Annotated in this window: 29 protein-coding genes and 1 pseudogene; 25 read left to right on the forward strand and 5 right to left on the reverse strand. The window is 46.3% G+C overall.

Annotation, left to right across the window (positions count from 1 at the left end; translation table 11 throughout):
* Window positions 1–7 precede the first annotated feature (7 nt).
* Complete coding sequence (locus AC3WJN_RS18465) at window positions 8–718, forward strand: DUF554 domain-containing protein (RefSeq protein WP_005828347.1); 711 nt, start codon at window positions 8–10, stop codon at window positions 716–718.
* 572 nt (window positions 719–1290) lie between these two features.
* Window positions 1291–2190 carry a diacylglycerol/lipid kinase family protein gene (locus AC3WJN_RS18470; protein WP_007779789.1) on the forward strand — a complete coding sequence of 300 codons (900 nt, stop codon included), beginning with the start codon at window positions 1291–1293 and terminating at the stop codon, window positions 2188–2190.
* Window positions 2191–2271: 81 nt separating this feature from the next.
* Here the strand turns inward: AC3WJN_RS18470 and yyaC are convergent, their stop codons facing one another.
* A complete protein-coding gene (yyaC, locus tag AC3WJN_RS18475; protein WP_005828352.1) occupies window positions 2272–2877 on the reverse strand; it encodes a spore protease YyaC in 606 nt (201 codons plus the stop codon).
* Between the two features lie 216 nt (window positions 2878–3093).
* Between yyaC and AC3WJN_RS18480 the strand changes: the two genes are divergently transcribed.
* The 7 genes from AC3WJN_RS18480 to pepF all read left to right on the forward strand — a co-directional run bounded on the left by AC3WJN_RS18480 (window position 3094) and on the right by pepF (window position 9591).
* Window positions 3094–3375, forward strand: coding sequence for a putative Se/S carrier protein (locus tag AC3WJN_RS18480; protein ID WP_005828354.1), 282 nt, complete (start codon window positions 3094–3096; stop codon window positions 3373–3375).
* On the forward strand, window positions 3372–4265 hold the full coding sequence (locus AC3WJN_RS18485; RefSeq protein ID WP_007779784.1) for a mechanosensitive ion channel family protein: 894 nt from the start codon (window positions 3372–3374) through the stop codon (window positions 4263–4265). The genes AC3WJN_RS18480 and AC3WJN_RS18485 overlap by 4 nt, the downstream gene beginning before the upstream one ends.
* A 19-nt stretch (window positions 4266–4284) precedes the next feature.
* Window positions 4285–4494 carry a DUF951 domain-containing protein gene (locus AC3WJN_RS18490; protein ID WP_005828358.1) on the forward strand — a complete coding sequence of 70 codons (210 nt, stop codon included), beginning with the start codon at window positions 4285–4287 and terminating at the stop codon, window positions 4492–4494.
* 105 nt (window positions 4495–4599) lie between these two features.
* Complete coding sequence (locus AC3WJN_RS18495; RefSeq protein WP_007779775.1) at window positions 4600–5376, forward strand: Ig-like domain-containing domain; 777 nt, start codon at window positions 4600–4602, stop codon at window positions 5374–5376.
* 178 nt (window positions 5377–5554) lie between these two features.
* Entirely contained in the window at window positions 5555–5860 is a 306-nt protein-coding gene (locus AC3WJN_RS18500; protein ID WP_005828362.1) for a hypothetical protein, read from the forward strand.
* A 204-nt stretch (window positions 5861–6064) separates the two neighbouring features.
* Window positions 6065–7546 (forward strand): IS5 family transposase, encoded by a 1482-nt coding sequence (locus tag AC3WJN_RS18505; RefSeq protein ID WP_007779768.1) that lies wholly within the window; start codon window positions 6065–6067, stop codon window positions 7544–7546.
* A 134-nt stretch (window positions 7547–7680) separates the two neighbouring features.
* Window positions 7681–9591, forward strand: a complete 1911-nt coding sequence (gene pepF, locus AC3WJN_RS18510; protein WP_005828363.1) for an oligoendopeptidase F — start codon at window positions 7681–7683, stop codon at window positions 9589–9591.
* Window positions 9592–10212: 621 nt separating this feature from the next.
* On the opposite strand, the gene AC3WJN_RS18515 is transcribed toward pepF, so the two are convergent.
* A complete protein-coding gene (locus AC3WJN_RS18515) occupies window positions 10213–10836 on the reverse strand; it encodes an NAD(P)-dependent oxidoreductase (RefSeq protein ID WP_005828367.1) in 624 nt (207 codons plus the stop codon).
* A gap of 245 nt (window positions 10837–11081) precedes the next feature.
* On the opposite strand from AC3WJN_RS18515, the gene ychF reads away from it, so the two are divergent.
* The 8 genes from ychF (at window position 11082) to AC3WJN_RS18555 (ending at window position 18536) form a co-directional block, all read left to right on the forward strand.
* Window positions 11082–12182 carry a redox-regulated ATPase YchF gene (ychF, locus tag AC3WJN_RS18520; protein WP_005828368.1) on the forward strand — a complete coding sequence of 367 codons (1101 nt, stop codon included), beginning with the start codon at window positions 11082–11084 and terminating at the stop codon, window positions 12180–12182.
* A gap of 142 nt (window positions 12183–12324) precedes the next feature.
* Window positions 12325–12612, forward strand: a complete 288-nt coding sequence (gene rpsF / locus AC3WJN_RS18525; protein ID WP_005828370.1) for a 30S ribosomal protein S6 — start codon at window positions 12325–12327, stop codon at window positions 12610–12612.
* A gap of 29 nt (window positions 12613–12641) precedes the next feature.
* Complete coding sequence (locus AC3WJN_RS18530) at window positions 12642–13121, forward strand: single-stranded DNA-binding protein (RefSeq protein WP_007779761.1); 480 nt, start codon at window positions 12642–12644, stop codon at window positions 13119–13121.
* 296 nt (window positions 13122–13417) lie between these two features.
* The gene (gene rpsR / locus AC3WJN_RS18535; protein ID WP_023559051.1) at window positions 13418–13702 is read left to right on the forward strand and encodes a 30S ribosomal protein S18; all 285 of its coding nucleotides are present in this window, start codon (window positions 13418–13420) and stop codon (window positions 13700–13702) included.
* Window positions 13703–13926: 224 nt separating this feature from the next.
* Window positions 13927–15075: a tyrosine-type recombinase/integrase gene (locus tag AC3WJN_RS18540; protein WP_237716596.1), complete on the forward strand. Its 1149-nt coding sequence runs from the start codon at window positions 13927–13929 to the stop codon at window positions 15073–15075.
* Window positions 15072–16469, forward strand: coding sequence for a tyrosine-type recombinase/integrase (locus AC3WJN_RS18545; RefSeq protein WP_005828375.1), 1398 nt, complete (start codon window positions 15072–15074; stop codon window positions 16467–16469). The genes AC3WJN_RS18540 and AC3WJN_RS18545 overlap by 4 nt, the downstream gene beginning before the upstream one ends.
* Window positions 16462–18093, forward strand: coding sequence for a tyrosine-type recombinase/integrase (locus AC3WJN_RS18550; RefSeq protein WP_005828376.1), 1632 nt, complete (start codon window positions 16462–16464; stop codon window positions 18091–18093). The genes AC3WJN_RS18545 and AC3WJN_RS18550 overlap by 8 nt, the downstream gene beginning before the upstream one ends.
* Window positions 18090–18536 (forward strand): DUF6262 family protein, encoded by a 447-nt coding sequence (locus AC3WJN_RS18555; protein ID WP_005828377.1) that lies wholly within the window; start codon window positions 18090–18092, stop codon window positions 18534–18536. Before AC3WJN_RS18550 ends, AC3WJN_RS18555 begins: the two co-directional genes overlap by 4 nt.
* 137 nt (window positions 18537–18673) lie before the next feature.
* On the opposite strand, the gene AC3WJN_RS18560 is transcribed toward AC3WJN_RS18555, so the two are convergent.
* Window positions 18674–19570, reverse strand: a complete 897-nt coding sequence (locus AC3WJN_RS18560; RefSeq protein ID WP_005828378.1) for a manganese catalase family protein — start codon at window positions 19568–19570, stop codon at window positions 18674–18676.
* A gap of 82 nt (window positions 19571–19652) precedes the next feature.
* Entirely contained in the window at window positions 19653–19970 is a 318-nt protein-coding gene (locus AC3WJN_RS18565; RefSeq protein WP_310670640.1) for a YuzF family protein, read from the reverse strand.
* Between the two features lie 129 nt (window positions 19971–20099).
* Between AC3WJN_RS18565 and AC3WJN_RS18570 the strand changes: the two genes are divergently transcribed.
* The 7 genes and pseudogenes from AC3WJN_RS18570 to AC3WJN_RS18600 all read left to right on the forward strand — a co-directional run bounded on the left by AC3WJN_RS18570 (window position 20100) and on the right by AC3WJN_RS18600 (window position 24669).
* A complete protein-coding gene (locus tag AC3WJN_RS18570) occupies window positions 20100–20303 on the forward strand; it encodes a hypothetical protein (protein WP_005828380.1) in 204 nt (67 codons plus the stop codon).
* A gap of 312 nt (window positions 20304–20615) precedes the next feature.
* Window positions 20616–21200: a spore germination protein gene (locus tag AC3WJN_RS18575; RefSeq protein WP_007779748.1), complete on the forward strand. Its 585-nt coding sequence runs from the start codon at window positions 20616–20618 to the stop codon at window positions 21198–21200.
* Window positions 21194–21831, forward strand: a pseudogene (locus AC3WJN_RS18580) (spore germination protein). The gene AC3WJN_RS18575 and the pseudogene AC3WJN_RS18580 overlap by 7 nt, the downstream one beginning before the upstream one ends.
* Window positions 21831–22001, forward strand: a complete 171-nt coding sequence (locus tag AC3WJN_RS18585) for a hypothetical protein (RefSeq protein ID WP_007779739.1) — start codon at window positions 21831–21833, stop codon at window positions 21999–22001. Before AC3WJN_RS18580 ends, AC3WJN_RS18585 begins: the two are co-directional and overlap by 1 nt.
* 12 nt (window positions 22002–22013) lie before the next feature.
* Window positions 22014–22088 (forward strand): CHASE3 domain-containing protein, encoded by a 75-nt coding sequence (locus AC3WJN_RS18590; protein WP_081494688.1) that lies wholly within the window; start codon window positions 22014–22016, stop codon window positions 22086–22088.
* A 960-nt stretch (window positions 22089–23048) separates the two neighbouring features.
* A complete protein-coding gene (locus tag AC3WJN_RS18595; protein ID WP_285844152.1) occupies window positions 23049–23276 on the forward strand; it encodes a CBO0543 family protein in 228 nt (75 codons plus the stop codon).
* A 349-nt stretch (window positions 23277–23625) separates the two neighbouring features.
* Window positions 23626–24669, forward strand: coding sequence for a YkvI family membrane protein (locus AC3WJN_RS18600; protein WP_028407029.1), 1044 nt, complete (start codon window positions 23626–23628; stop codon window positions 24667–24669).
* Between the two features lie 143 nt (window positions 24670–24812).
* Here the strand turns inward: AC3WJN_RS18600 and AC3WJN_RS18605 are convergent, their stop codons facing one another.
* The gene (locus AC3WJN_RS18605) at window positions 24813–25019 is read right to left on the reverse strand and encodes a DUF1657 domain-containing protein (RefSeq protein ID WP_007781230.1); all 207 of its coding nucleotides are present in this window, start codon (window positions 25017–25019) and stop codon (window positions 24813–24815) included.
* Window positions 25020–25229: 210 nt separating this feature from the next.
* On the opposite strand from AC3WJN_RS18605, the gene AC3WJN_RS18610 reads away from it, so the two are divergent.
* A complete protein-coding gene (locus AC3WJN_RS18610; RefSeq protein ID WP_171506667.1) occupies window positions 25230–26090 on the forward strand; it encodes a DUF421 domain-containing protein in 861 nt (286 codons plus the stop codon).
* Window positions 26091–26197: the final 107 nt, after the last annotated feature.

The following is a 26197-nucleotide window of genomic DNA, read 5'->3' on the forward strand; positions in this document are numbered from 1 at the left end:
CACACACGTGATCTTGTTAGGAACCCTGGTAAACGCTGGCGCCATCATAGTAGGAGCTTTGTTGGGGAGGCTCTTGACGAGGATTCCCGATTCGATCCGACATACAGTCATGCAAGGAATCGGGCTGGCTGTGATGATTTTGGGCGTCAAGATGAGCCTTGGATCGGGCAACTTCTTATTGGTGATCGTCAGCATTGTTTTGGGGGCAATTATCGGGGAATTGATGGGGATTGAAAAAGGCTTGAATCGTCTGGGGCACTGGCTGGAGCGGAAGGTTGGCGGCGGAAAAGGCAGTATTGCCACCGGGTTTGTAACAGCTACTCTGGTCTATTGTATCGGCGCAATGGCTGTTTTGGGAGCGATGGACAGCGGGTTGCGAAACAACCACGACATTTTGTTCACCAAAGCGCTTCTGGACGGCTTTTCCGCGATTATTTTCACTTCGACGCTAGGGATTGGCGTCATATTTTCAGCAGTACCTGTGTTTTTGTACCAAAGTGTGCTGACGTTGCTGGCTACCCAAATTTACAGTGTGGTGAGCCAAACGATGCTCGATGCGATGCTGGCAGAAGTAACGGCAGTGGGTGGCTTGATGATTATCGCGATTGGGATCAACATTTTGGAGATCAAAAATATCAATGTAGCGAACATGCTGCCCGCACTGGTGATTGCAGCATTGGGAGTTCCGATTAGCCAGTGGTTGTCCAGTTTTTTATAAGATGGCAAGATAGCGGGAAAAGACTTTTTCTGTGCGCGGGTAGCGTGCAGGAGGGGTCTTTTTTTCATGCAGGGCGATGGGGCGCGTAGAACTCAGGGCGGACATTTTAAAGATGGGAGCAGGCAAAGGCAAAGCTGTAGGGGGAGTCGGGGGTTCGGAGTAAAAGCTAGGGAGCAAGTAGGAAGAGTGGGGAAGAGAAATGAAGCAGGACAAAGGGAAAAGGCAGAAAGAAGAAACCAGAAACCAGAGAGCATGACAGGTAGCCGTGCGCTGTGCCGTTTGAAATGACCTACTGCAAAAGGCACACACATAGCCATTTGATTTCAAGGGACTGTCCACAACAACTCGCAATAATAGTGTGAGACCAAGTAAACAGTAAACGGAGCTGCTGAGACTTACTTTTTTTGACGCGACGAACGGGCCATGCCACTGTAAACCATACAGCGAGGAACAACGGAGCGAAAGGAATGCGACATGTAAGTTTGGCATAAAAAAAACCGCTATCATCAAAAGAAAATGTCGTGCGATAATGACCATTAGAACGGAAAGCGTCTTGTGGGGAGAGAAAGTCAATGGTGGGTTTTATCGTCAATCCCGTGGCGGGAAATGGCAAAGGGAAGAGAGTATGGGAGAGGATAGAGCCTGCTGTAAATGGCTTAGGAGCGGTTTTTTCCGTGAGGGAGACATCGGGAGAGGGAGACGCGGAAAAGCTGGCAAAAGAGTTGATTCAAAAAGAGGGAGTAAATAAAATCATTGCAATAGGGGGAGACGGAACCGTTCATGGCGTGTTGAACGGGATCTATCAGTCCGGACAAGCATGCAAGTTTGGCTTGGTGCCGGCTGGATCAGGGAACGACTTTGCCCGGGCGCACGGCATTGTCAACGATCCGATCGAGGCAGTGGAGCGAATTTTGTCAGAAAAAGCAGAAAGACGGATTGATCTGATGCTGATGAACGGGCGAATTGCTGCAAATTCGATTGGAGCAGGCTTTGATGCGCAAGTAGCGAAAGCGACCGATGCAGCGCAATATAAAGCGTGGCTGAACCGATACGGACTGGGTGGACTGGCTTATGTCATTTCCGTTTTACGGGAGCTGCGCAACTTCAAGCCGGGCCATCTGAGCTTGCAGGTCGACGGGCAAACGATCGACAAGTCGGGAGTTTGGCTTGTGACAGCAGCCAATATTCCGAATTACGGCGGGGGAATGAAAATTTGCCCAATGGCGGTCGCCGACGATGGCCTGACGGATATTTGCGTCGTCAGCAATGTAAGCCGGGGCGAGCTGCTGCGCGCCTTTTTGAAAATATACACAGGCACCCATGTCACGCATCCGAAAGTTTCCTTTTTCCGCGGGAGCCAGGTCACGATTGAAACGGCTGTGCCGCTCATGGTTCATGCCGATGGCGAATTGATGGGGGAAACCCCCGTTCAGGTGAAAATGCTTCCCGGTCAACAGGTGATTTTCGTCTAAAAAAAGAGACTTGCCATCCGCAGAGGGACCGGGCAAGTCAAAGAAAATGGCTATTGATTTGAAAAGGTCGAGGGAAGATGGTCAGTCGTGCAAAACACTATCCAAACGGTTCGGCGCAGCAGCGAGTGTCGCGGCTTTGGCCAAACCAGAGGCAATAATCTCGGCCATGTTCATGACGACGGCAAGTCGCGTGTTTTGGAGTACGAAATACTCCATGAAGCCGCCGACATTGACGATTCCAGTAATGTGAAACGTACCGACAGGCGGCAACTCCTTTTTGACCCCGGCACCTGGCTTTAGCGGACCGCTGATGACATTGATGTTGCCGACGTGGCTGAATTGGCCCAGACAGGCGTCTACGGCAATCAGTGTAGCGCTGGGGTGGTTCGTTTGGATGGAATCGAGTTTTTCCTTGAGATTCATCGCATGCACCGGATCGTCCAGCGTTCCGTACACTTGCAAATGACTGGGCGCGGCAGTTTGCAGCTTGGTTCCGACGAGCGGCCCAAGCGCGTCGCCTGTCGAACGGTCTGTGCCGATACATATAATTACAATGTCTTCATCATACGGTTTTAAGCGAAAGCGCTGCGCAAGGTGTCTAGCCAGATGATCGTCTGCGTTTTCACTGCGGTATTCCACTTTAAAAGGTGGCAAAGAACAGTTTTTGAGATTTTCAAATGTACTCATGGCTACCCCCACTCTTGCGGACTTGGCCTAAACGTTATAGAAGAGTATTCACAGTATAGTACCGGGAAGTCATTTTTATACCTGCTAATGGGAAGGTTGTGGAGGTTTTGAAAAATCAGCGAAGCTGGCAAGCCGGAAATTGAACGGGTAAAATAAGAGAAGCACGTCAGCAAAGCCTTGTGAAAAAGAAAACAAGGACACGAAGGAGGGAGAGGGATGGAAGGAGAGACTGTACTGATTGCATTTGATTCCACACAGCAAGCTTTGCGTGCAGAAATGCTGCTGGAGTACGAAGATATTGATATCGACACAAGACCGACGCCAAAAGAGATAACGGCTGGCTGTGCCCTTTCCATTGAGTTTCCTTTGCCTGACTATTCTCGCGCGAAAACGATCATGGAAGAGCAGCAAGTAGTCATTCGAGGATATTTTCGTCAGTTTGCTGGCCGATACCAGGAGGTTGACGAATACGGCAGACAGAAGGAGAGGACAGAATGAATACTACAAATGCAGAAGGCTTTTTTCAAAAGCTGTACAACCAAATTTACGACTATCTCACAGATGCCGACATGTGGGTAACTGTAGGGATGGTGCTGGCGAAAATTTTGGCGATCATCATTGCCTCGCGTATTGTTGTTTCGTTGTTGCACGCGACAGTCAACCGCATTTTTCATCATCGCCACGGAGGCGGCAAGCTCCAACTGGATCAACGCCGTGTCGATACGATGCGCGTGCTCGTTAACAATATCATTCAGTACACGATTTATTTCCTGGCGATTTTGATGATCTTGCAACTGATCGGGATCGACTTGCGGCCTGTGTTGGTGAGCGCAGGGGTGCTCGGGCTGGCTGTCGGCTTTGGGGCGCAAAGTCTCGTGCGCGATATTATCACTGGTTTCTTTATCATTTTTGAAGACCAGTTTGCTGTAGGGGATGTCGTGACGATCAATAACATGACCGGGACCGTACAGGAGATTGGCCTGCGGATCACACGCGTGCGCAGTTGGACGGGAGAAGTATTTATTTTCCCGAACGGAACCATTACGCAAGTGACCAATTTTTCGCTGCAAAATACGTTGGCTGTTGTGGATGTCTCGGTAGCGTACGAGGAAAATCTGGGTCAGGTTGAAGAAGTGCTGAAAGAAGTGCTGGCAAAAGCGCAAGCCGAGCTGACAGATATCGTGGCGGAGCCACAAATTTTGGGCGTACAAGCATTGGGGCCGTCTGAGGTCGTCATGCGGGTGACTGCCGAGTGCAAGCCGAACACCCACCACGGCGTCAATCGCAACCTGCGGGCGATGATTCGCACCGAGTTTACCAAACGGGGCATTCAGATTCCGTATCCGAAAATCGTCGCGATGTCGGGCAAGGCACAAGGCCAAGCATAGAGTAGAGGGGAGAAGAGAGATGGAAAGGAAGCAATTTGGGCTGGGGGACATCGTACAAATGAAAAAGCCGCATCCATGCGGAACAAATGCGTGGAAAGTCATTCGCATGGGCATGGACGTGCGAATCAAATGTACGGGCTGCGACCACAGTGTCATGATCGGTCGTCTTGAATTTGAACGCAAACTGAAAAAAATATTGGTGCGCGCAGAGGAAGAGCCGAAAGAGTAAAGCAAAAAACTTTTGAAGGAACCGTCTGTCTTTTTCTACACTGTCCGTAAACAGTGGTGGAGCTGACCAAAAGCTTTCGCCACGCAGACGAAAGGGATGGTTAGGATGAGTGCCAGACGGTTGTGGATGCAATGGATCGCTGTGCTGGGGATGCTGCTTGCGTTTTCACAGGCGGCATGGGCGAAGGACGCAAGCAACTGGAAGATAAGCGTCTCGCCGACGGACAAAGCGACAGAGGTAGCAGCAGACGCTGTCATTACGCTGACGTTTTCCGGGACGGTCCGTTTGGCAAATTCGCGTGACATCACGGACAAGTCGTTGCTGTCCATCGTGCAGCTTGTGGACGAAAAGAAAAAGAAAGTCCCGTTCACAGCCAAGTGGAACAAGACAGCGAAAAGCATCGTGATCGACCCTGTGGGTAACCTGGAGGCGGGAAAAGCGTATCGCGTCACACTGCTCGCCAAAAAGCTGAAGGATGCGCGAGGGGAGCTGAACCCGGAGCTGTCCGCTGCGTTCACGACAAAAAAGCCCGTGGATAACATTGCTCCGCAGGCGATTATTTTGCCTGGTCATGGCGCCAAGCAGGTGAAGCTGGAGGAGAAAGTGACGCTGCAGTTTGCGGAGGAAGTGACTCTGGCAAGCGGAGGAGCACTCTCCAGCAAAACGGCGGCAGGACTTGTGCGCTTGACAGATGAAAAAGGCCAGGCTGTCCCGCATACCGTCACCTGGAACAAGAGCAAGCGAATGCTGTCGATCAAGCCAAAAGGAAAATGGCAGCCGCATACGAGCTATCAGGTCAGTCTCGCTGGCGGCCTGCTGCAAGATCAGGCGGGCAATGTGAATAAGTCACAATGGTCGAGTTTCACGAGTGGCGCGAAGTAATGGAAGTTTGGTTGTGGATAAAAAAAGGATGCAACCCGTAGCAAGCGGCGCATCCTTTTTTCCTTTTTGTACGATCAGATGTATCTCCCGGTGATTGTACTTTAAGGTTATGACCGATCATTTTCCGTCGGCTGCGTAGCCAGTCAATGATCTATGTGGAATGGGGAAGGTAAGATGCATGGTCGTGCAAGCTTACCTTCAGATAGGCCGGATGGCAGCGGGAAGCTTAGTCGCAGTCACAACCTACGATTACGAGAAGGATGAAAAGAACCAGGATCAGCGCGAAATCGTCGAAGCCGTTAAAGAGACCCACTTGCTAACACCTCCTACCCTAGTTTCAATACTCATGCTATGTAGGAACATGAAAATAGGTATGGGCGAATGCCCTGGTTCCGACGAAAATAAGTTATTCACACTCTATCCACAGAAAATGTGGACAACTTTTTGTCGAAAAATGCAAAACGGAAAAGGGGGTTGGGAATAAACAAGCTGTGGATAGACAGTTATCCACAAAATTATCCACAAATCTGAATTTTCTCTGGATAAATTGACTGTTGTTAGTAAATAGGGCTTGCTGAATAATCAATTTCGGTAGATTTTACAAGGGTTTACGTACTCTTGAGTCGAAATAAGATGCATGGAAAATGCGAATTTCCCGCAAAAAATTGTGCACGTGGAGAGAAGAACCATGTACCATCGACCCGAGAGTCAATTACAACTGTTTGAAGATTTCTTCTTGCCGTTTGGCGGCAAATTGAATAAAGAAAACCGCTGGGTTCAACTTGCGGCGATGATTCCATGGTGGCGTGCGGAAGAGAAATATGCCAAGGCATTCCGAAAATCCATGCGCGGGCAAAAGCCGGTATCGGTTCGGGTTGCTCTTGGCGCTTTGTATATTCAACAGCGCCAGCAGTTGGATGACCGTGAAACCGTGCAACAGATCACGGAAAACCCGTATTACCAATACTTCATCGGTTTGCCAGGTTATCAGGATAAGCCACCCTTTCATCATTCGCTGATGACACATTTCCGTAAGCGTCTCGGCGCAGATGTGATCCATCAAATCAACGAATGGATGTTGGAAGAAGAAACGGAACGTCAAAAGCAACCAGACAAGAACGATCACCAAGATCCTCCGAGTGGCGGTCATGGCGCTGAGGATGGGACGTCCGTAAAACAGGATGGCAAAAAGAAAGAGACCGCGAGCAATAAAGGCACCTTGATGCTCGACGCGACCTGCGCACCAGCGGACATCTCGTATCCAACCGATCTCAAATTGTTGAACGAAGCACGAGAGAAACTCGAAGCGATCATCGATGTCCTTCATGAGCCTTTCGCCGGGAAGGACAAGAAACCGAGAACCTATCGTCAAACAGCCCGTAAACGCTACCTCGAGATTGCGAAGAAACGTCGGGCCGGTGCCAAAGCCATACGGAAAGCGATTGGAAAACAGCTCCGTTATGTCTCGCGGAACCTTCGTATCATCAAAATGCTTGCAGAGAAAACCAGCTTGACTCAACTGAGTGCATGGCAGTATCGGCAACTGCTTGTCATATCCGAACTGTACCGCCAGCAACAAGAGATGTACGACAAACGCTCCCACTCGGTGGAAGATCGCATCGTGAGTCTTTCCCAGCCACATGTACGTCCCATTGTCCGCGGAAAAGTGAATGCACCTGTGGAGTTCGGAGCCAAAATGGCGATCAGTCTGGTGGATGGGTACGCCCGGATGGAAAAGCTGTCTTGGGATAACTTCAACGAGAGCATGACCTTGAAAGCTGCTGTAGACACGTATGTTCAACGACACGGATGCTATCCCGAAGCGATTCTTGCCGATCAAATCTACCGAAACCGAGAGAACCTACGCTTTTGCAAACAACACGGAATCCGTCTGAGCGGTCCGAGCTTAGGACGCCCAAAGAAAGACGAACAACAAGATCGGAAGCAGGCACGGCAGGATGCTTCCGTCCGTAACGCGATTGAAGGAAAATTCGGAGAAGGCAAACGCTCCTATGGACTGGGGCGTATTCGAGCACGCCTTCGAGAGACAAGCGAAACCGTTATTGCGCTTCAACTGCTCGTAATGAATCTCGAACGCAAGCTGCGCGTTCTCTTTTTGCCGCTTTTCAGACTGCTGCTGAATCTGTGTCGTCAGCCTCAATGGGCGTAAATGCAATATGTTCAGCAAGCCCTAAATATTTAAAATATTTTTCTTAATAAGAAGGAATTTGGACGTGCAACAACGTAATTACACTAACTAGAAATTGGAAAAGATAAAGAGTAAGGAAAAGGGGCGATTGAGATTTGAAAAAGCAAGTGTTTGCATCAGTTACAGCTTTGGCTATTGCGTTTTCGGCCGTATCGGTACCATTTATTCCGTACAGCACGCCGGCAGTCGCTTTTGCTGCGGAAAAGCCAAATTATCAGACCCGCGCTGAAATTCCAGACCAATATAAGTGGAAACTGAATCATATTTACCCGACTGTTCAGGATTGGGAAAAAGACGTAGTCAAGGTGGAGGCTTTGGCGAATGCTTTTACCAAGCACCAGGGCAAGCTGGGGACTTCTGCTGCGGCGATGCTCGCTGCTTTCGATGATTACGTGGACATGATGCGGCTCAACGACAAGGCGTATGTGTACGCCAACATGTCGCTGGACGTAAACTCGGCCAACTCTGAGCTGCAGAAGCTGGCAGACCGCGCCGAGAAAATGTACACGCTTGTTTCGGAAAAAACGGCATGGCTCCAGCCAGAAATCGTTGCCATTCCGGATGAGAAAATGAAGAGCTTGCTCGCTGACAAGTCTTTGGCGCCGTACAAGCTTTTCATTGAGGACATGCTGAGAACCAAGCCGCATTCGCTCTCCACAGAGATGGAGGAGCTGCTGGCAAAATCCTCTCCGCTGGGCAATGCGCCAACCAACATTTACAGCATGCTGTCCAAAGATGTGAAGTTCCCGAAAATCAAGGATGAACAAGGCAAGGAAGTCCAACTGACGCGTGCCAACTTCATTTCGTATATGGAAAGCAAGGACCAGCGTGTGAGAAGGGATGCTTTCAAGGCATACTACAGCGCCTTGATTGACTTCCAGGATTCGTTCGCACAGACACTGGCAGCAAAAGTGAAGGCAGACAATTTCTACGCGCAGGCACGCAACTACAACTCTGCGCTGGAAGCGAGCCTGACGCCGAACAACATCCCGACCAAGGTGTACGATGAGCTGATCGACACGGTCAACGACAACTTGCCGCTGCTGCACCGCTATATTGCCTTGAAGAAAAAAATGCTCGGAGTGAAGGAGCTGCACATGTACGACATCTATGTGCCGATCGTTCCATCCGACGACAAATACATTTCCTTCGAGGAAGGGAAAAAAATCGTCACCGAAGGTTTGAAAGCAATGGGCGACGATTACGTGAAGGTGCTGGCGGAAGGACTGGATGGCGGCTGGGTAGACGTCTATTCGACCGACGACAAACGCACCGGCGCTTACCAGTGGGGAGCCTACGACACGCATCCGTACGTGCTTTTGAACCATCAGGGCACACTCGATGACGTGTACACCATCGCCCACGAGATGGGGCATGCGATGCAGTCGTACTACACGAACAAAAACCAGCCGTACATTTCGTCGAACTATCCGACCTTTACGGCGGAAGTGGCTTCCACGATGAATGAGACGCTGCTGTTCAAGAGCATGTACGCGCAGGCGAAGACGAAGGAAGAGAAAATGTATCTCCTGAACCACTACCTGGAGAACTTCCGCTCGACCTTGTTCCGCCAAACGCAATTTGCCGAGTTTGAAAAAGCGATTCACGACAAGGAGCAGGCAGGAGAATCGCTCAACGCCGAGGCGATCAAAAAAATCTACCTCGACATCAACAAAAAGTACTACGGCAAAGACATGGTTTCCGACGAGGAAATCGCGATGGAATGGGCGCGCGTTTCCCATTTCTTCAACTATAAGTACTACGTGTACCAATACTCTACGAGCTTTGCGGCGTCCCAGGCGCTGGCGAAACAAATCCTGGATGAAGGACAGCCGGCAGTTGACCGTATCCGCAAAAACTTCCTTGAAGCGGGCAGCTCTGCTCCGCCAATCGAAGTGCTGAAGGCAGCGGGCGTAGACATGTCTACATCGAAGCCGATCGAGCAGGCCATGGAGATTTTCGAAGAGACGTTGAATGAGCTGGAAAAACTGGTGAACGAAAAGTAAAGCGTTTAGCGCTGCATAAACAAAGCAAAGGCTCCCTGTCTGTAAGCGGCAGGGAGCCTTTTTTGGGCAATCAAAGGACTTTTCAGCTGCGAACTGTGACACAATAGCTTATGCCACGAAGAAACAAGAACAAGAACGTTTTTCTTGTTAGGACCGTATTTACGGGGACGTGGCTGTACGTCTAGCCGTACAAAATAAAACAATCCAAATAAACGTACTGCAAAGAAATCCGGTAATAGCCATGATCGTATCGTATTTGTGATAGTTGTACATGAATGATTGAGTCATGGAAAAGCCCCAAAGAAAGGTAGGAAATATAAGGAAATAATATAGTGGGTTGCCGGGAGTCAGTTTCACGTAAAGGACAGCAATGGCTGTAGAAACGAGAATGGCAATAATTTCGCTTTTCATCTCCTCATAACTGATGTTTATGGGAATATCACTGGCAAGCAGCATCTTGTTACACCAAAGGAGAAAGAACCATATGGCGATGATGCTATTCGCGCATACTAGCAAAAGTTTTTTTATCATTTTCCCTCCCACATAAAGTGACACATCATTTTGAGCTATTTAATAGGACGGAAAAAAAGGAAAAGGTTTCGTGCTTCATTCAAACGGTAACTAATAAGCAATCCCTACCCGTACACGCAAATAATCAGAACTGCCGAGCTGCCTGTACGTAAACTCCGCCGTATCGGGAACGGAAATTTGCATGCCATCTGCAGGCAAGTAATCGGCCTCGACCCGGTAATTGCCTGTGTAGCTGCCGTCAGGCAAATAGGTCGGGCACACAATCGTCCAGTCCAGTCCGGATTGTTGCAGGAGCAAGTACGCCTTGTGGTGCTCCTCGGCGGCCCTGGTCAGCTTTTGCCGCGATTCGCTGGACTGGTAGCGGAGCAAATCGGGGGAGACTCTGCTTTGCAAAATTCCCGCTGTGCCTACTGTGACAATTCGGGAGACGCCTTCCTGCTTCATGGCATGCAGGATGAGCGGCATGCCCTCCGACAGTGTGGTCGTGCCATCTGTGCCAAGGGCGCTGATAACGGCATCGACGCCCTGCATCGCCAGTTTGACGTCCTGTTCATTCAAGACGTTTCCCGTAAGCACGCGCACGTTTTCGGGCAAAGGCTGGGGGAGCTTGTCCGCAGAGCGCACCAAAATCGTAGCTTCATGGCCATCTGCCAGCGCGTGCCGTAAAATATGGCTGCCGACGCGGCCGGTGGCGCCGAAAAGCAAAAGCTTCATTATGTATTCACCTCATGAACATGAATGAGTGATCGGGTCAACAGTTTTTTTGCTAGTGTAAGTCTAGCATTTCTTTTTTTGTCCCACCACCATCAGCTATCGTGGAAGTGGAAAGGGGGACATTCCGACAGCACGGTGAGCTTCCTGTCAGGGCCCAAAGTTGCCACAAGGAGACAATTGTATTCTTAAATCCAAATCTATATACTTAAAAGGATGTTAGGACGATGACAAGGGAGTGTATATAGATGGGTGCATCTTGCGGTATTGTTGGGCTTCCCAACGTGGGGAAATCAACACTGTTCAATGCCATTACACAAGCGGGTGCGGAGTCGGCGAACTACCCGTTCTGTACGATTGACCCGAACGTGGGGATCGTAGAAGTTCCGGATCCGCGTCTCACAAAGCTGACAGAGATCGTAGTGCCGAACAAAGTCGTTCCGACGGCATTTGAGTTCGTGGACATTGCCGGCCTGGTAAAAGGCGCGAGCAAAGGCGAGGGGCTTGGCAACCAGTTCCTCGGACATATCCGGGAAGTAGACGCGATCGCGCATGTCGTTCGCTGCTTCGAGGATGAAAACATCACGCACGTGGCAGGCCGTGTCGATCCACTGAGCGATATCGAAACGATCAATCTGGAGCTGATTTTTGCCGATCTGGATTCAGTCGAGCGCCGTATCGACCGTATCGCGCGCAAGGTGAAATCCGGCGACAAGGAGTCCAAGCAGGAGTTGGACGTGCTGGAAAAACTGAAGGCTGCATTCGAAGAAGGCCAGTCCGCGCGCAGCGTGGAGTTGGACGACGAAGAGCGCAAATGGATTCGCGACCTGCACCTTTTGACGATCAAGCCGATGCTGTACGTGTGCAACGTGGCAGAGGACGGAATCAATGACGCAGACAACAATCCTCACGTGCAGGCTGTTCGCGAGCATGCGGCGAAGGAAGGAGCAGAGGTCGTTGTCATCAGCGCCAAGGTCGAGGCAGAAATTGCTGAACTGGAAGGCGAAGACAAAGAAATGTTCCTGCAAGAGCTCGGTTTGGCCGAGTCCGGTCTGGACCGCCTGATTCGCGCTGCTTACAAGCTGCTCGGTCTGGTTACCTACTTTACGGCAGGGGTACAGGAAGTGCGCGCGTGGACCATTCGCAAGGGCACAAAAGCTCCAGGTGCGGCAGGCGTGATTCATACCGATTTCGAGCGCGGCTTTATTCGCGCAGAGGTTATTGCTTACGACGACCTGGTAGATGCTGGATCGGTTGCGGCAGCCAGAGAGCGCGGGAAGTACCGTCTTGAAGGGAAAGAGTACGTTGTGGCTGACGGAGATGTCATGCATTTCCGCTTCAATGTTTAGTACGAAATAGTTGCTTCACTATAGGCGTTTTGCTATAATACGATAATGCGAGTATTTATGGAGTGCATGTTTTGTGCGTTTCGTTTTAGCACTCGCTCCTTGCCCGTACAGGGCCGCAAAGTCCATAAGGAGGTGAAAAGGTATGCGTCAATACGAAGTTATGTATGTATTGCGTCCAGACCTTGAAGAAGAGAAAGTAAAATCCAATGTAGCTCGTTACAGTGAAATTGTGACCAACTACGGTGGCGAAATCTCTAAGCTTCAAGAAATGGGTAAACGTCGTCTTGCGTACGAGATCAATAAGTTCCGTGAAGGTTACTACGTTCTGATGAACTTCAAAGCGAACGCTGATGCTGTTGCGGAAGCTGAGCGTCTGATGAAAATCAACGACGACGTAATCCGCTTCATGTTCGTTCGTGATGAGAAGTAATCATTGTCGCGGTCAGAGGGGGAACCAAGATGAATAAAGTTATTCTCATCGGCAACCTGACGAAAGATCCTGAACTTCGCTACACGCCGAATGGCGTTGCCGTTGCTACTTTTACCGTGGCTGTCAATCGTCCTCGCACCAATCAGGCAGGCGAGAGAGAAGCCGATTTCATTAATATTGTCGCTTGGCAAAAACTTGCCGATCTTTGTGCAAGCTACTTGCGCAAAGGAAGACAAGCTGCCATCGAAGGACGCATTCAAACGCGCTCCTACGATAATAAAGAAGGAAAACGCGTATATGTAACAGAGGTCGTTGCGGAGAACGTTCAATTTTTGGGCGGTCGAGGCAATGAAGGCGGCGGAGACAACGCAGGATACGATCCAGGACCAGGATTTGGTGGCGGAAACAAGCCATCCGGTCAGAGAAACAATGACTTTGATCCGTTTGGTGATCCCTTCGCGAGTGCAGGCAAGCCGATCAACATTTCTGATGACGACTTGCCGTTTTAGAGAGCGTAACATCTGAGAGCAAGAAAATGCTTTAAGACCTCAGTAAAACAAGGGGTTTTAAAGCATTTTAACTGTGTAATGGTAATCTTCATTTACGACCAGCATCCACGGTTTATTAAGATCGCACGATGTTGAGTAAAATGTGTAATATGTTATGACAGTCAATGTAGTCTAGTGATGATGACCATCCTTATTTCAAGATGTGGGTACAGCCCCGTAGTGAGAAGTTGGGGATAGCCAGAGAAAGCTTATTACGTTTGACCAATATGCATAATGAAAGGAACGAGAGTATAACAATGGCATTTGCACAAAGAAATGACGAAGAACGTGGCGAAAGAAAGTTTGCTCCACGTAGAGGTGGCAAAGGTAAACGTAGAAAAGTTTGCTACTTTACAGTCAATAAAATTACTCATATTGATTACAAAAATACGGAAGTTCTTAAAAAGTTCATTAGTGAACGGGGGAAGATTCTTCCTCGCCGTGTGACTGGAACAAGCGCAAAATATCAACGTGCTTTAACAGTTGCAATTAAACGTGCTAGGGCGGTAGCGTTGCTTCCGTACACAACGGATAATATCTAGGAAAAAGGTGTGTTGGCCTTATGGCAACACACCTTTTTCTATGGCAGCACAAAAGAGTTCATTGTACCCGCGGCGGAAGAGCATTGCATATGCGAATCGTTCCTTTTGTTTCTTGAGTTTAGTCCGGAACTCAACAGAACTCAACTATGATAATTGACAATTAGCTCCATAATAATAGATGATGGATGATATATACACTCAAGTTCGGTTAAAGTGGGAAAACATTGGCTGAACATCATATAGTATTGATCTTGGTGGTGATGAATATGGGTAATCTGAAAATTGAAAAAACTCTCAATGAGGCCGGAAAACGAAATGTAGTAGTTGTGGATGAGGACTACAACATTGTCGAGGAAATAACATTGTTTCTTCACTATTTAGAAGAGAAGGGGCACTCTGAGAACACAATCGAAGGTTATAGTAGAGACTTAAAGGAATATTTCACTTGGTTAAACGAAGTGGGGCTTAAATTTTACGAGGTTAGGAAAGCGGATATGTTTTCTTGGCTTGAGTATTTGAAAACGAAAGTCGGAAAGACGGACAAAGAGAAATCTGCAAAGACAAAGAATAAGTATATGGCAACAATAGCCTCATTTTATCGATTTTATGAAGTGATTGGGGGCTTTGTGACGGAGAACCCATTAACTTATAAAGATGATTCAAAAAACAGACATTTCCTAGTTCAGAAAGTTAGTCGTAAAGATATGGGTTTTAATTTCTTCCGAGTTAAAGAGAAAAAATCAGTTAAGGGTAAGCGTTTGACTCGGGAACAGGTTGAAAAGCTCTATCAAGGACTTGAGATGTTACAGTCAGATGAGAGCTTAAATGCCCGAAATCAGTTATTGTTCAGATTTCTTTATGAAACGGGTTGCCGGATTAGTGAGGCATTAGGTCTTCGTATAGGTGATTATGAGATTCAAACAAAAGTTGGGGTTATAAAGGTAAAAGAGCATGATCCACTATACCATAAAGACCACAACATCAAATCACTAGAAAGGGAAATACCCGTCAGCAGAGATATTGTCTTTGCCATAGAGGATTATATCTTGTATCATCGCCCTGATGATGGAAAACATCTTACGATATTTGTGAATCATGAAACCAGCCCTGGCCAATATATGATCCGCGATACGATAACAAAGCTCTTCAATAAGCTATCTGAACAAGTGGGTATAAAATGCACTCCTCACATGCTTAGGCACACCCATGGAACCGAACTCACCGAATCGGGATTTGATATGCGTTATGTCCAAGATAGGTTAGGTCATAATGATGTTAAGTCTACGAGTAAGTATCAACATTTGTCGCTTGAAGCGAAAACAACGGCATATGAAAGCTTCATGCGTCAGAGAAGGAGCGCGGAGTTGAATTGAGTAGAGCGTATATTTCAACAGTTGATACAAAAACTGATAGATGGGAGGTTCCGTATCAATCGAGTTATGGTGATAAATTATCTTTTGAATTTTCATATTTGCCAAATAAATGGTTCAAGAAAATACATAAGCAAATAACAATTGAATGCATGAGTCTAGGGAAGCCGAGCGTCGAAACACTGTATCGATATAATTATTCATTGAAACGGTTCTTTGAATTCCTGAAAGAATACAACTTGAAAATTATGGATTATGCCGATTTATCGCACCAAATTACTCAAATGTATATTTATTATTTACAACAGATTCATTTAGCAAACTCTACAAGATCGGTTGCTATGTCTGCACTAAAATGGGTAGTAGAACATGGGCAGTTTTTTGAGTATGATGGTTTTCCGGAGGGACAGGTTTTTGATGGAGATGAGTACCAAGCACTGAAGCAAGATGATGTTTTAAGGACAAGGTATATACCCGATAATGTAATGGAACAGATTGAAATAGCTTTAAAAAAGGAGAATAACATCCTCTTGAAGTCTATTGTGGAGATCGGCATCGATTCGGGAATAAGGCTTTCAGAGGTTTTGGACCTAACCGAGGGTTGTATAACTGAAGATTTTACAGGAAAACCCGTATTGTATGTTTTCTCTCCGAAAAATAAGGCTGACAGATATATCCCCGTATCAAATCGAGTCAAACGGGCAGTTCAACTACTTGAACAATACTCAGAAGTGGCCAGGAAAGAACTTGCAACAAACTACATTTGTCTTTACTGGCAAAAACGGAATATACGGTACGCCAGACTGCTCCAAAAAATATTTCGAGATAAACTTTATCGGTTTGTCAAAAAGCATGATATCAGAGATAACAATGGCGAATTATACCCATTAACCTTTCACGCATTTAGGCATACGCTTGGAACGGACATGCTAAATAAGGGCATGAGCATGTTTGAAATTCAAGAATATCTAGGTCACGAATCATTGCACTCCACAAGCTTATATGCAAAAGTCCAAAATCCAAAAGTTGAAAGCGAATATAAAAAGCTTGGATTTATTGGCATGATAGTCAAGGAAATCAATGAGAAGGAACTTGGTCAAGGAAAGAATCTCGACACGGAAACGCTATTGTCTGCTTCATTGCCTGATGGGGCTTGTCAGAAGCCGATAAATAATGAGGGCAAGATATGCTCTAAATTTAATATGTGCGTGATCTGTCCTAAGTTTATCACGACTCCCGAACACTTACCAATTCATAAAGACCATTTGGATCGTCTCAGAGCCAACAGAGAGGCATATATGGCTCAGGAGTATATCGGGACGACACATCATCTTGAGACTGTTGAATACGCCTTAGAAACGATTATAGGGCGTTTGGAGGCGATGCAGAGTGGTTGAAAGTATAAAGCTTCAATTGTTTGATTACAACCCCCTAATACCCCAATCAGATTTCCGTTGCGGTAATAGTAAATTCTCAGACAATGTATGGGATTTTAACGGATTTATTAATGTAGAGCATTTGTCTGGCAAGAGGCTTATGATTGATTTTGAATTTGTTGTTGATAAGCCCAAAATGCTAGAAGTAATAAAATGGTTTATGCATCATGAGTTAACCACGGGCAAGTTTTCAACTGCCAAACGAAATTTAGACGGTGTTGTTCGATTTTCTAAATTTATAAAAGAATATGCGCCGGAAGTGGAGTCGTTTTCAGAAATTGATCAGATTTTATTGGAGATGTATTTTACGTATTTGCCTGAAGCGAAAAGCGAGACAAGCGGTCAGTTAATAAGTTCTGTTTCAATCAAGAAAAGTGCATTGGCGTTAAAAGAAATCTTATTAAAGGGAAATATTAAAGGCTGGGATGTTCCAAAAGATGTTCGATTTGTTCAGGGTATGTACAATGAGCTCATTATTAATAACAAAGCGTTAAAGAAGGATGCCAAGCAAGCAGAGCAAGTAAACATTGATAAAATTTCGGACGAACAGTTGATCGATCAGATATTGCGTAAAGCAGTAAGTGATTTAGATATGGACGAAAATATACTTGTTGCAGCTAGCGTAGTAGTTGGATTGCAGCTTGGACTTCGCATTAGCGAAATCATTACGATGTATAATGCCTCCATTGAGCCAATTGGCGGAGAAACTAAATTAGTATACAACACCGGTAAACTGCAAGCCGAACCTACGAGGGTGTATAAACCAGCGAATGCCCTTGTCGTACAAGCCATTACGAAAGTTGAAAAATACACGGATCCGTTAAGAAAAGAATCGGGCTTACCGTATTTATTTCTTAATCGAATACGTAATGTCAAAGGATATCCCGTGGGTATAGTTTCCCATGCAAATTGGTCAAAGAATTTTCTAAGACCCTGGCTTCAAAAACACAATCTCCGATATAAAAATGGAGATATTGCTGATTTTTCATCTCATACATTCCGCCACGCTTGCGCTACGTATGCTTTAAAAGGCGGGGCCTCTCTGGAAACCATACGGGAATTGTTAAATCACAAGTCCATTAGAGGTACACAGCACTATACACACCTGCTTCAAGAGGATGTAAGGAACAAGTTCGCGAAAGTATTCAATGAAGGCGCAGTTCTTGTTGGTAAGCAGGCTCTTCAAATAAAAGAAAAACTTAAAGTAATTAACCCATTCAAAGGAAAGACCATCGAACAAGTTGATAAATTGCGTAAAGCGCATAAGATTCAAATTTTGTCACATGGACTTTGTCTTCACCATCCAATGCGAAATGAACCTTGTGAAGGCGACGGGATATGTTTAGGATGCCGCAATTTTTTGACTACTCCGGACTTTCTTGAAGTTCATAAAGGCCGGTTGAAAAAAATTCGTGGCGAATTGGCATCTGCACCTGCTGGAGGTCCTTATGAGAACAAGTTAAAGACAATTGAAAAATACCTCGTAGGAATTATTGATGAGTTGGAAACCCAGGTGAATTATTCCGGAATTGATAATCATTCAGATTACAATATCACACCAAGCGAATGGGAGGGAATGGCATGAGTGACCCTTCTAAAGAAAATAAACTCGTTACACTGGAGCGTATCGAACAAGCAATAACAAACCTCCGAAAAGGAAAGAAAAAACTGTCCATATCAGCGATTGCTAAAAAAGCTGGCATTGAGCGAAAGACGATCTATAATCGTCCTGATCTTAAGGAACGCTGTGATCAAGCCATTTTGCTGCAGATGGAAATTGAAAAAGGGGCAGAAGAAATTGCAGCTACTGCAATCGAAACGTCAACCAGACCAAGCGGCAAAAGATTGCTTGAGAATCGGTATGAAAAAGTTAAGCAGGCGCTTCAGAATGAGAAGGAAAAGAACGAGAAACTTCTGGAAATATGCAGAAAACATGTCATAGAGAAAGCACAACTAAAATCTCGCATCGAATATTTAGAAAATAAAATTCAAGAACTAAGGGATAGGCAATTGAAACCATTCAAATAAAGGCTTGTGCTTGACCACCACCATGTGACGAGCCGCACGCTGGGAGTCGCGCACGGCTAATAGAAATAAACATAAATAAAGGTTTCGTATACATGCCATATAAGCAGCAACCCTTACCCGTATAGGAACGCAACACCTTACAATCCGGCGAGCTTTTGCAGCCGTTGGGCAATCTGCATAAAATCCTCATTCGAGATGCCAGGGGCAAATTCTTCCGGCACTTCTTCAAGATCGGGCACTTCCCCTCCTTGGGGAACTCCTCTGACGACTTCCAATCGCTCTCCGTCGGAAGGGTGGGATCCTTTCCAGATTTGAGCGATATCTTCATAGTCTGAATCGCTAAACGTATATAACTTTCGATGAATTCCCTGTTCTTCGTATTTGCGGGTCGCATCAAATGCCCGATTCTCAAGATTGGGAATAGGGAGCATTTTTTTTAAGTCGACTCCGGTCATGATTTCGAGCGCCTTCGCGTAAGCAAGCACATGAACTCCCCCGCGGACCAGCAAGTAACCCGTCATTTCGCGGGCGACAGGATGATCTGTCATCTCGTACACGCGCATCTTATGGGTGCGGGCGCCGCATTCGAGAAAAAAGTTATGCAGCAGATCAAGTACCAGATTGCCACTGTTAAAGACATAATCGCCGTTCCATGCTTTGCCCATCGAATCGCCGGGCAACGAGGTTTGAGCTGATGCAATAAAATGGTAGGTATTGCGTTTGTCAACCCCGTTGCGCAGAGGGGACTCATCCGGATCTGCCGGAAATGTGGAACCGGACAGGCATAAATTAATGGAGTTCATCACCAATTCCACATGGCCAACCTCCTCCGCCGTAATGCTGGCCACAAGTTCATAAAAAGGCTTCAGCTTTTTTTTGCTGCGAAAATTCGAAGATTGGACCAAATAATTATTCAACGTAGACATCTCCCCGAAACGGCCGCCTAATAGTTCCTGCACGGCCGCGGCGGCGTTAGCGTCCGGATGTTTGGGAACAGGCAATGCAATGGGCAATCGATTGATGCGCTTGAACATGGCGGACATCATCCCCTTACCAAATTGATGGTTCTTATTATCTTTATGACAGGGGACGTTTGTCTCATGCCGCGCCGGAGCGCTAAGAAGGCATAACCCAGATCATTTGCTGCGTACGTAAGAAGAAAGAAGCACTGTCTGTTTGCAGCCCAACATGATCCGGTCTCACGTCGGTTATCGTACCCCGAACAGGACCTCGAAACGTTTCAATAACCACCGGCTTTCCTTGAAGCGAGCGCAAGGTGTGATAAAAATACGGGTCAACCAAAGTTACTGTAGATAATGTGGAATTTGCCGTTTCCCTGTACATTCCATTTGGATAAGCATACACGTTGAAATCTCCTCCTCGATCTCGGTTTCCTTTTAGCCTATGCTGAAGAACGGGAGGTTGTGTTTCCATCCGCGTCTAGACAAACAACCCGATAAAAATTACTGGAAACCGGGCGGATGCCGTTGTCTCTTCTATGCGCCTGCCATAGACTAATGCTGTAAGATCAACTTTACCTAACCCAAGGAGGAATGTTTTCAAATGCAGTTTACTAAACAGGCAATGCCCATGTTTACGCATGACCACGCCGCTTATGTCAGGCAAATGTACGACTGGCACATGAAAATGGCTCAATATCACGAACAATTGCGTGCCTTTCATCTGGAAAGAGCAAAACAATTTCAAAAGCTGGCCGAAGAAAGAGCGAAAACGTCAGAAATATCCAGCGATACCAGCGCCGCTTAAAGGCGAACCGACATGGAGCGATGTGATGAATTGGCAGCATTCCGAATCAAAATCTGGGACCGTTATGTAACCCTTCGTTCCCAATATGGAACCCGGATGCCCTTGTCTTTCGATCAGTTCTGGTACGACTTTCTGGCCAGACACATGATATCCGACAGCGGAGTCGAGCAAGTGTATGAGGACTTCTGCAACAACTGGGAGAATCAGTGTTTGCGAAATGTTCACGATTCAAGCCACCGGTAGTAAAATCGGTGGTTTTTTCACGAACCGACTCATAATCTCAAGACTGCCAACAACCCGGAACTGCGAAGCATGTTTTTTGTTATATCGGGAAAAATAATACATGGACTGAACGCGAAAGGCAGGGAGACGATGCGTTGGATCGGTTGGTTTAAAAAGCAAGACAAAAGCGATACGCCAAAAGAAGCCGATACCCAACCTCCTGCAGGTAACTTGTCTCCGCAGCACGTGCAGCAATTGTTTCACGATATTCACGATGCACAAGTGCATGAGTTGGATGCGGGAGGGCGGAAAGTCAAGCTGTTCTACATCCGTTCCTTTGTGGATCAAAATCAGGTCGAAAGCGACATCGTGCTTCCCCTTTTGCACGCCCCGGACGAACAAGCAGGACAAAAGGTGATTTCCGAAGATCGGGTGGACGTAACGACGCTGCAGCAAACCGAAGAGCTCATCTTGCAAGGAGGAATCCTTGTTTTTGATGAAATCGGGAACGTTTGTGCAATCAAAAAGCAGAATCAGTTGGGCCGCGCCATCGATTCTTCCGAGCAGGAATCGATTGTGTACGGCCCTAAAGACAGCCTAACCGAGCAGTTGGACAAAAGCTTGAGCTTAATTTGTTTCAATCCCCAGAAGACTATGTACATCGCTGGTTGGTAAGCACCTTCCTGCGGGGACTTCGTTTTGTCGCGTTTGTAATTGCTTTGTTTTTGACCCCGGCTTACGTAGCGGTGACGGTTCATCATTATCAGGTGGTTCCTTTGGAGATGCTATTTCTTCTGATGTAATCACGGAGTGAAATTCCATATCCACCGTTCTGGGAGGCGCTGCTCATGCTGCTGACTCTGGAAATATTAAAGAAAGCCAGTTTGCGCATGCCCACCAAATCCAGCCAAACACTCGGCATCGTAGGCGGTATTGTCATCGGTCAAGCAGCCGTGGAGGCGGGAATCGCAAGCAACGTGATGGTGATTGTAATCGCCATTTCCGCCATGCCTCCTTTCTCGTTCCCAATTATTTAATGACAAATGCGAGCAAGCTTCTTCAATTTTCACTGTTGATTCTGGCGGCATGGCTTGGCATGTGGGGTATCGGTCTTGGTTTGATCTGGTTCTGCATCCACCTGCATGGACTGACTTCGCTCGGGCAGCCGTACTTGCAACCACTTAGCCCGTTTTTTGCTAGCGACTGGAAAGATACAGTGCTTCGTTTGCCGCTATCCAAAATGCGTACAAGGCCAGCTTATTTGAAGACGTTGCAACGGATGCGCGTAACCGGGAGGAAACCGTGATGTCCCCCCCTGTGCGTCCGGTCAGTTTGTATTCGATTTCAGCGCCTTTCGGATTTTTGTCCCTCGCTTTCTGGGCAAACCGGATGCAGATGGCTGCATTCCAGAAGGAAACCGAGTTTATTACGAATCATGATATGGAAGTACACAGCCTGGCTCAATCCATCGAATAAGATCTTGTCGATATGGAAACGGGCCAGCGTGGTTTTGTGATAATCGGAGAAGCGCAATATTTGGATCCTTATAATAACGGGAATTAAAACTGGCAGACGTACTATGACGCTCTGTTCGGACTTGTCGCCGATAACCCGGACTAGCAGGAAAAACTGAAATTCAAGTCGCCGGAGAGAAAGTGATTGCTTTGCTCGCTTCGCGCGTTAGTTGGAAAATTCAAAGTATAATTTTCGAAGACAACTTATCCTGCGAAATAGGACCAAAGCCCGGCTGTTGTCCAATATGGACAGATCCGGTCTTTGATATTTGTATGCGGGGGCTGGAGTAGATTGGATCAAAGTGGAACTTTCACGATGCGGATTGCTGCTTGGCGGAATAGGATAATTCGTTTCTGGACAACTTAAATGCTGTTTGCATAAATTTGGAAAGGTGGATACCTGCATGTCACCAACATCCAGTACAAGCGTTGAAAACCGGACTACCTCTGCCCCAAGACAACCGAATCGATGCAAAAATTGCATCTGGGGCAACTGGGATGGACTGAAACAATTTTGTTCAAAACCTGTCTGCATTAAGAATCAACCGCTATAATTGAAAAACGCCAACAAATGTCGAGGAGAGGGATGAGTTTCCATTTAGCCATTGCTTTGTGGACAGTATTGTGTTTCCGCTGAAAGGTAACGTCCAACTTCTGGCGGGATTGCCTGTTCAGAAGTTGCTGAATATAATGACCGTATTCACAGGAATCGAAAAGGATGCGTCCTCATTATGTTGGCCTGCAGGAACGGGATACTCGAAGCCATAGCGAGATTGAAAGAGTCCGCCATCGCTTGGGGCAATCGATACGAAGAGCGAGCGGCTTTCTGCAAGGCTTGGCGACCGCTTCAGGATTTTCGAAACGGTTCCTGCCGTGCTGCACCAAGAAGTCGACAAGACGTTGGACAGACATCTCAGCAAGCTCTTCGATCGATTCGAACTCCTGGCTATTTTGAATCGGATTTCGGGATAAGAGGGCTACGGGACAGTTTCTACTATCCGGGTTTACGATGATTATCGTGTCATCATGGCCGAACCAGCTTGGGATTGCCATGGGACTCTGGCATTATCACAGGGAAGTCCTACCGTTCATGTCGGCCAATTTTCCAAGGAATTTTTCACTTCTTCCCGCCACAGTGATGTTCTTAAACCAGTACAAGCCGGAACCCGCTGATAAAGGCTCTCCTATTTGGGGGTTTTTCCGCTTTTGTGGCCGAGCCGATCTCACAAATGGCTGATTTATATCATTCCATTCACTGGAAGCAATATCTATTCATTTCCGATCTATGTCGGGCTATATCTGCTGGCTTCGAGCATCGCCAAGCGGGGCGTTGATTGCACAGATTCATCCTCGGTAGATAAATAAAGGCCAAAACCATAAGTTTACCGATTCCAAAAATCATGCCCAGATTCATGAGCTGCATATTTACCATGTCATTGTTAAAGACTCAAGTTTGTTAATTGATGATCTACCGGACCACTATCGTTTCTCGTCATAACGGCTGACAACGAGTTCCTTTTGGAATAAGCAATTTTTTTAAGCATAGAATTTAATGATTCTATTCTCTACCAGGACATGGGTGAAATATGAAGAAAAAAACAAATATGATAATACAAATCGCCGCGACATATACGGGAACCGTGGTGGGAGCCGGATTTGCCTCAGGACAGTCGATTATGCAGTTTTTCACGGTATACGGAGCCTATGGGGTATTAGGCATTTTATGCAGCACCTTTCTTTTTGTATGGATCGGCACTAAAATGATGATTCTAGCTCACCAGATCAAAGCATTTTCATATCAGGAGTTTAATGTTTATCTGTTTGGCAAGAGTTTCGGCAAAGTCGCAAATGCCTTGACTTTTATTATTCTATTTGGGGTAACGGCCGTGATGCTTTCAGGTACCGGTACCATTTTCGAAGAACAACTCCGTCTACCCTATCAACTGGGTATTATCATCAGCATCATTTTGTGTTATCTGGTGATGACGAAGGAAATCAGCGGAATTATGTTCGTAAACTCGTTAGTCGTTCCCATGATGCTTTTTTTCACTATTCTCCTTGTCGTAAAGGTTGTCAGAATAGACAATATTTTTGATATAGTCGGTTGGCAGAACCAACAACTGTACAATTTGAAGTGGTTCGTGAGTCCGTTTGTGTATGCAGGATTGAATTTTGCTTTTATTTTAGCCGTTATGGTTCCTCTAGGGAGTGAGGTGGATGACGAAAGCGCATTAAAATGGGGAGGGTTTTGGGGAGGCATTGGTCTTGGTTTTATGCTTCTTGTCAGCCATTTTGCAATGAGCTCAAAGATGCCCGAGATTCTTCAATACGATATTCCGATGGCCGAGATTATTCGAGATTTCGGGCAGTTTTTTCATGTATTGTTTTTGCTCGTAATCTATGGAGAAATATTCACCACATTGATAGGCAATGTCTTCGGAATTTCTCGTCAAATCCAAAGTCTATATCATCTTCCTAAAAGTTGGTTAGTTCTCGGCATATTACTTGCTAGTTTTTTGATTAGTCAAGCCGGTTTCACCTCCTTACTTACTTATCTTTATCCGCTGTTTGGATATATGGGTGTGATACTTCTCGTTTTTTTAGCGGTTCAACGGCTGCCCAGGGACTAGAAGGTTAGCTGTCTAAACAAAAGAATAGTGGCGAAAAGAGATCAAACCCTACTCAACTTGTAGGGTTTGATCTCTTTTCTAATCTGTTCACCGATGAAAACAGACAAGCCATGTCCTCAATATTCATGGTTTGTCTGTTTTTCTTAAAACCCCTTATATTGAGGCTCTTCATTTTCCAACTGTTGTACGCGGCTTTCTACTTGCTGCACGATTTGTTGGGTTTGTTGGGCCGCATTCGTAAAGAGCGATTTTGCTTCTTGATTTTGTGTTTCCAAAGCAAATTGTTCAAGACTCGCCTGAGCACTTTTTAAAGATGCTACGCACGTTTTCACTTGAGAAGCAACTGTCACGGAACGTCACCTCCTTTACCTTAGGATAGGATAATGTTTCACAGGTAATAGGAATAGATGCTTACATTCTCCCCATACCGAAATTAATATTTCCGTCTCGCAACAAAAGCATACGTTAGAAAAATTTTCAGATGGAAATGCATGAAAATAATGGAATAGGGACATATTAACCTTTGTCGATTAATGTGATCGGAAAGGAATGGTGATATTATGCCGGATTGGGTAGAAATCGCTTTGCGAACGTTATTGGCTATGGGGGTTCTTTTTGTCCTAACGAAGATATTGGGTAAACGACAGGTATCACAGCTTTCATTGTTTGAGTATATCACCGGAATCACGATCGGCAGCCTTGCAGCTTACGTTTCGTTGGATCTGGAGTCCACTTGGTATCTGGGCTTGGTTGCGATGACGGTTTGGACCGTTGTTTCTTTAGGGATTGAATTTTTACAGCTGAAAAGCAAAACGGCAAGAGACCTATTCGACGGCAAAGCAACAGTGCTCATTAAGGACGGCAAGATCATGGAGGATAACCTAAAAAAAGAAAGGATTACCTCGGATGAACTTATGGAACAGCTTCGAAAAAAAAATGTGTTCAAAGCTGCCGATGTTGAATTCGCAGTCATGGAGCCGAGCGGTGACATTAGCGTTCTTTTAACCAAGGAAAACCAACCGTTAACGCCTAAACACCTTGGAGTAAATGTCGGGCCGGAACAAGAGCCTCAAACGGTCATTATGGATGGAAAAATAATGGACGAGCCGCTTGCCACGATAGGTCTAAACAGGCAATGGTTGGATACGGAACTGGAGAAATTAGGTGTTTCGATTGATAACGTATATCTTGGACAGGTGGATTCCTATGGCCAGCTATACGTTGATTTATTTGATGATCAGATCAAAGTACCGAAACCCCAGAAAAAAGCCGCGTTGCTTGCAACATTGAAAAAGTGTGAAGCGGATCTCGAAATGTTTGGCTTATCTACCAAAGAACAAAATACAAAGCAGATGTACGAGCAATGTTCAAAAGCGTTAGAAAAGATTATTGATGAAGTTAAACCATTGCTGATTCGTTAACAATTCGCCAATTATACGTCAGCTGAAATTCGAGGAGCCATTCCTGTAATGAAGAAATTTGAGCTTTGAAAGAAAAAAGCGCCTCCTGTATGCTGGGTCTTGGAATG

The sequence above is a fragment of the Brevibacillus sp. FW306-2-1A-C05A genome (assembly GCF_058781555.1).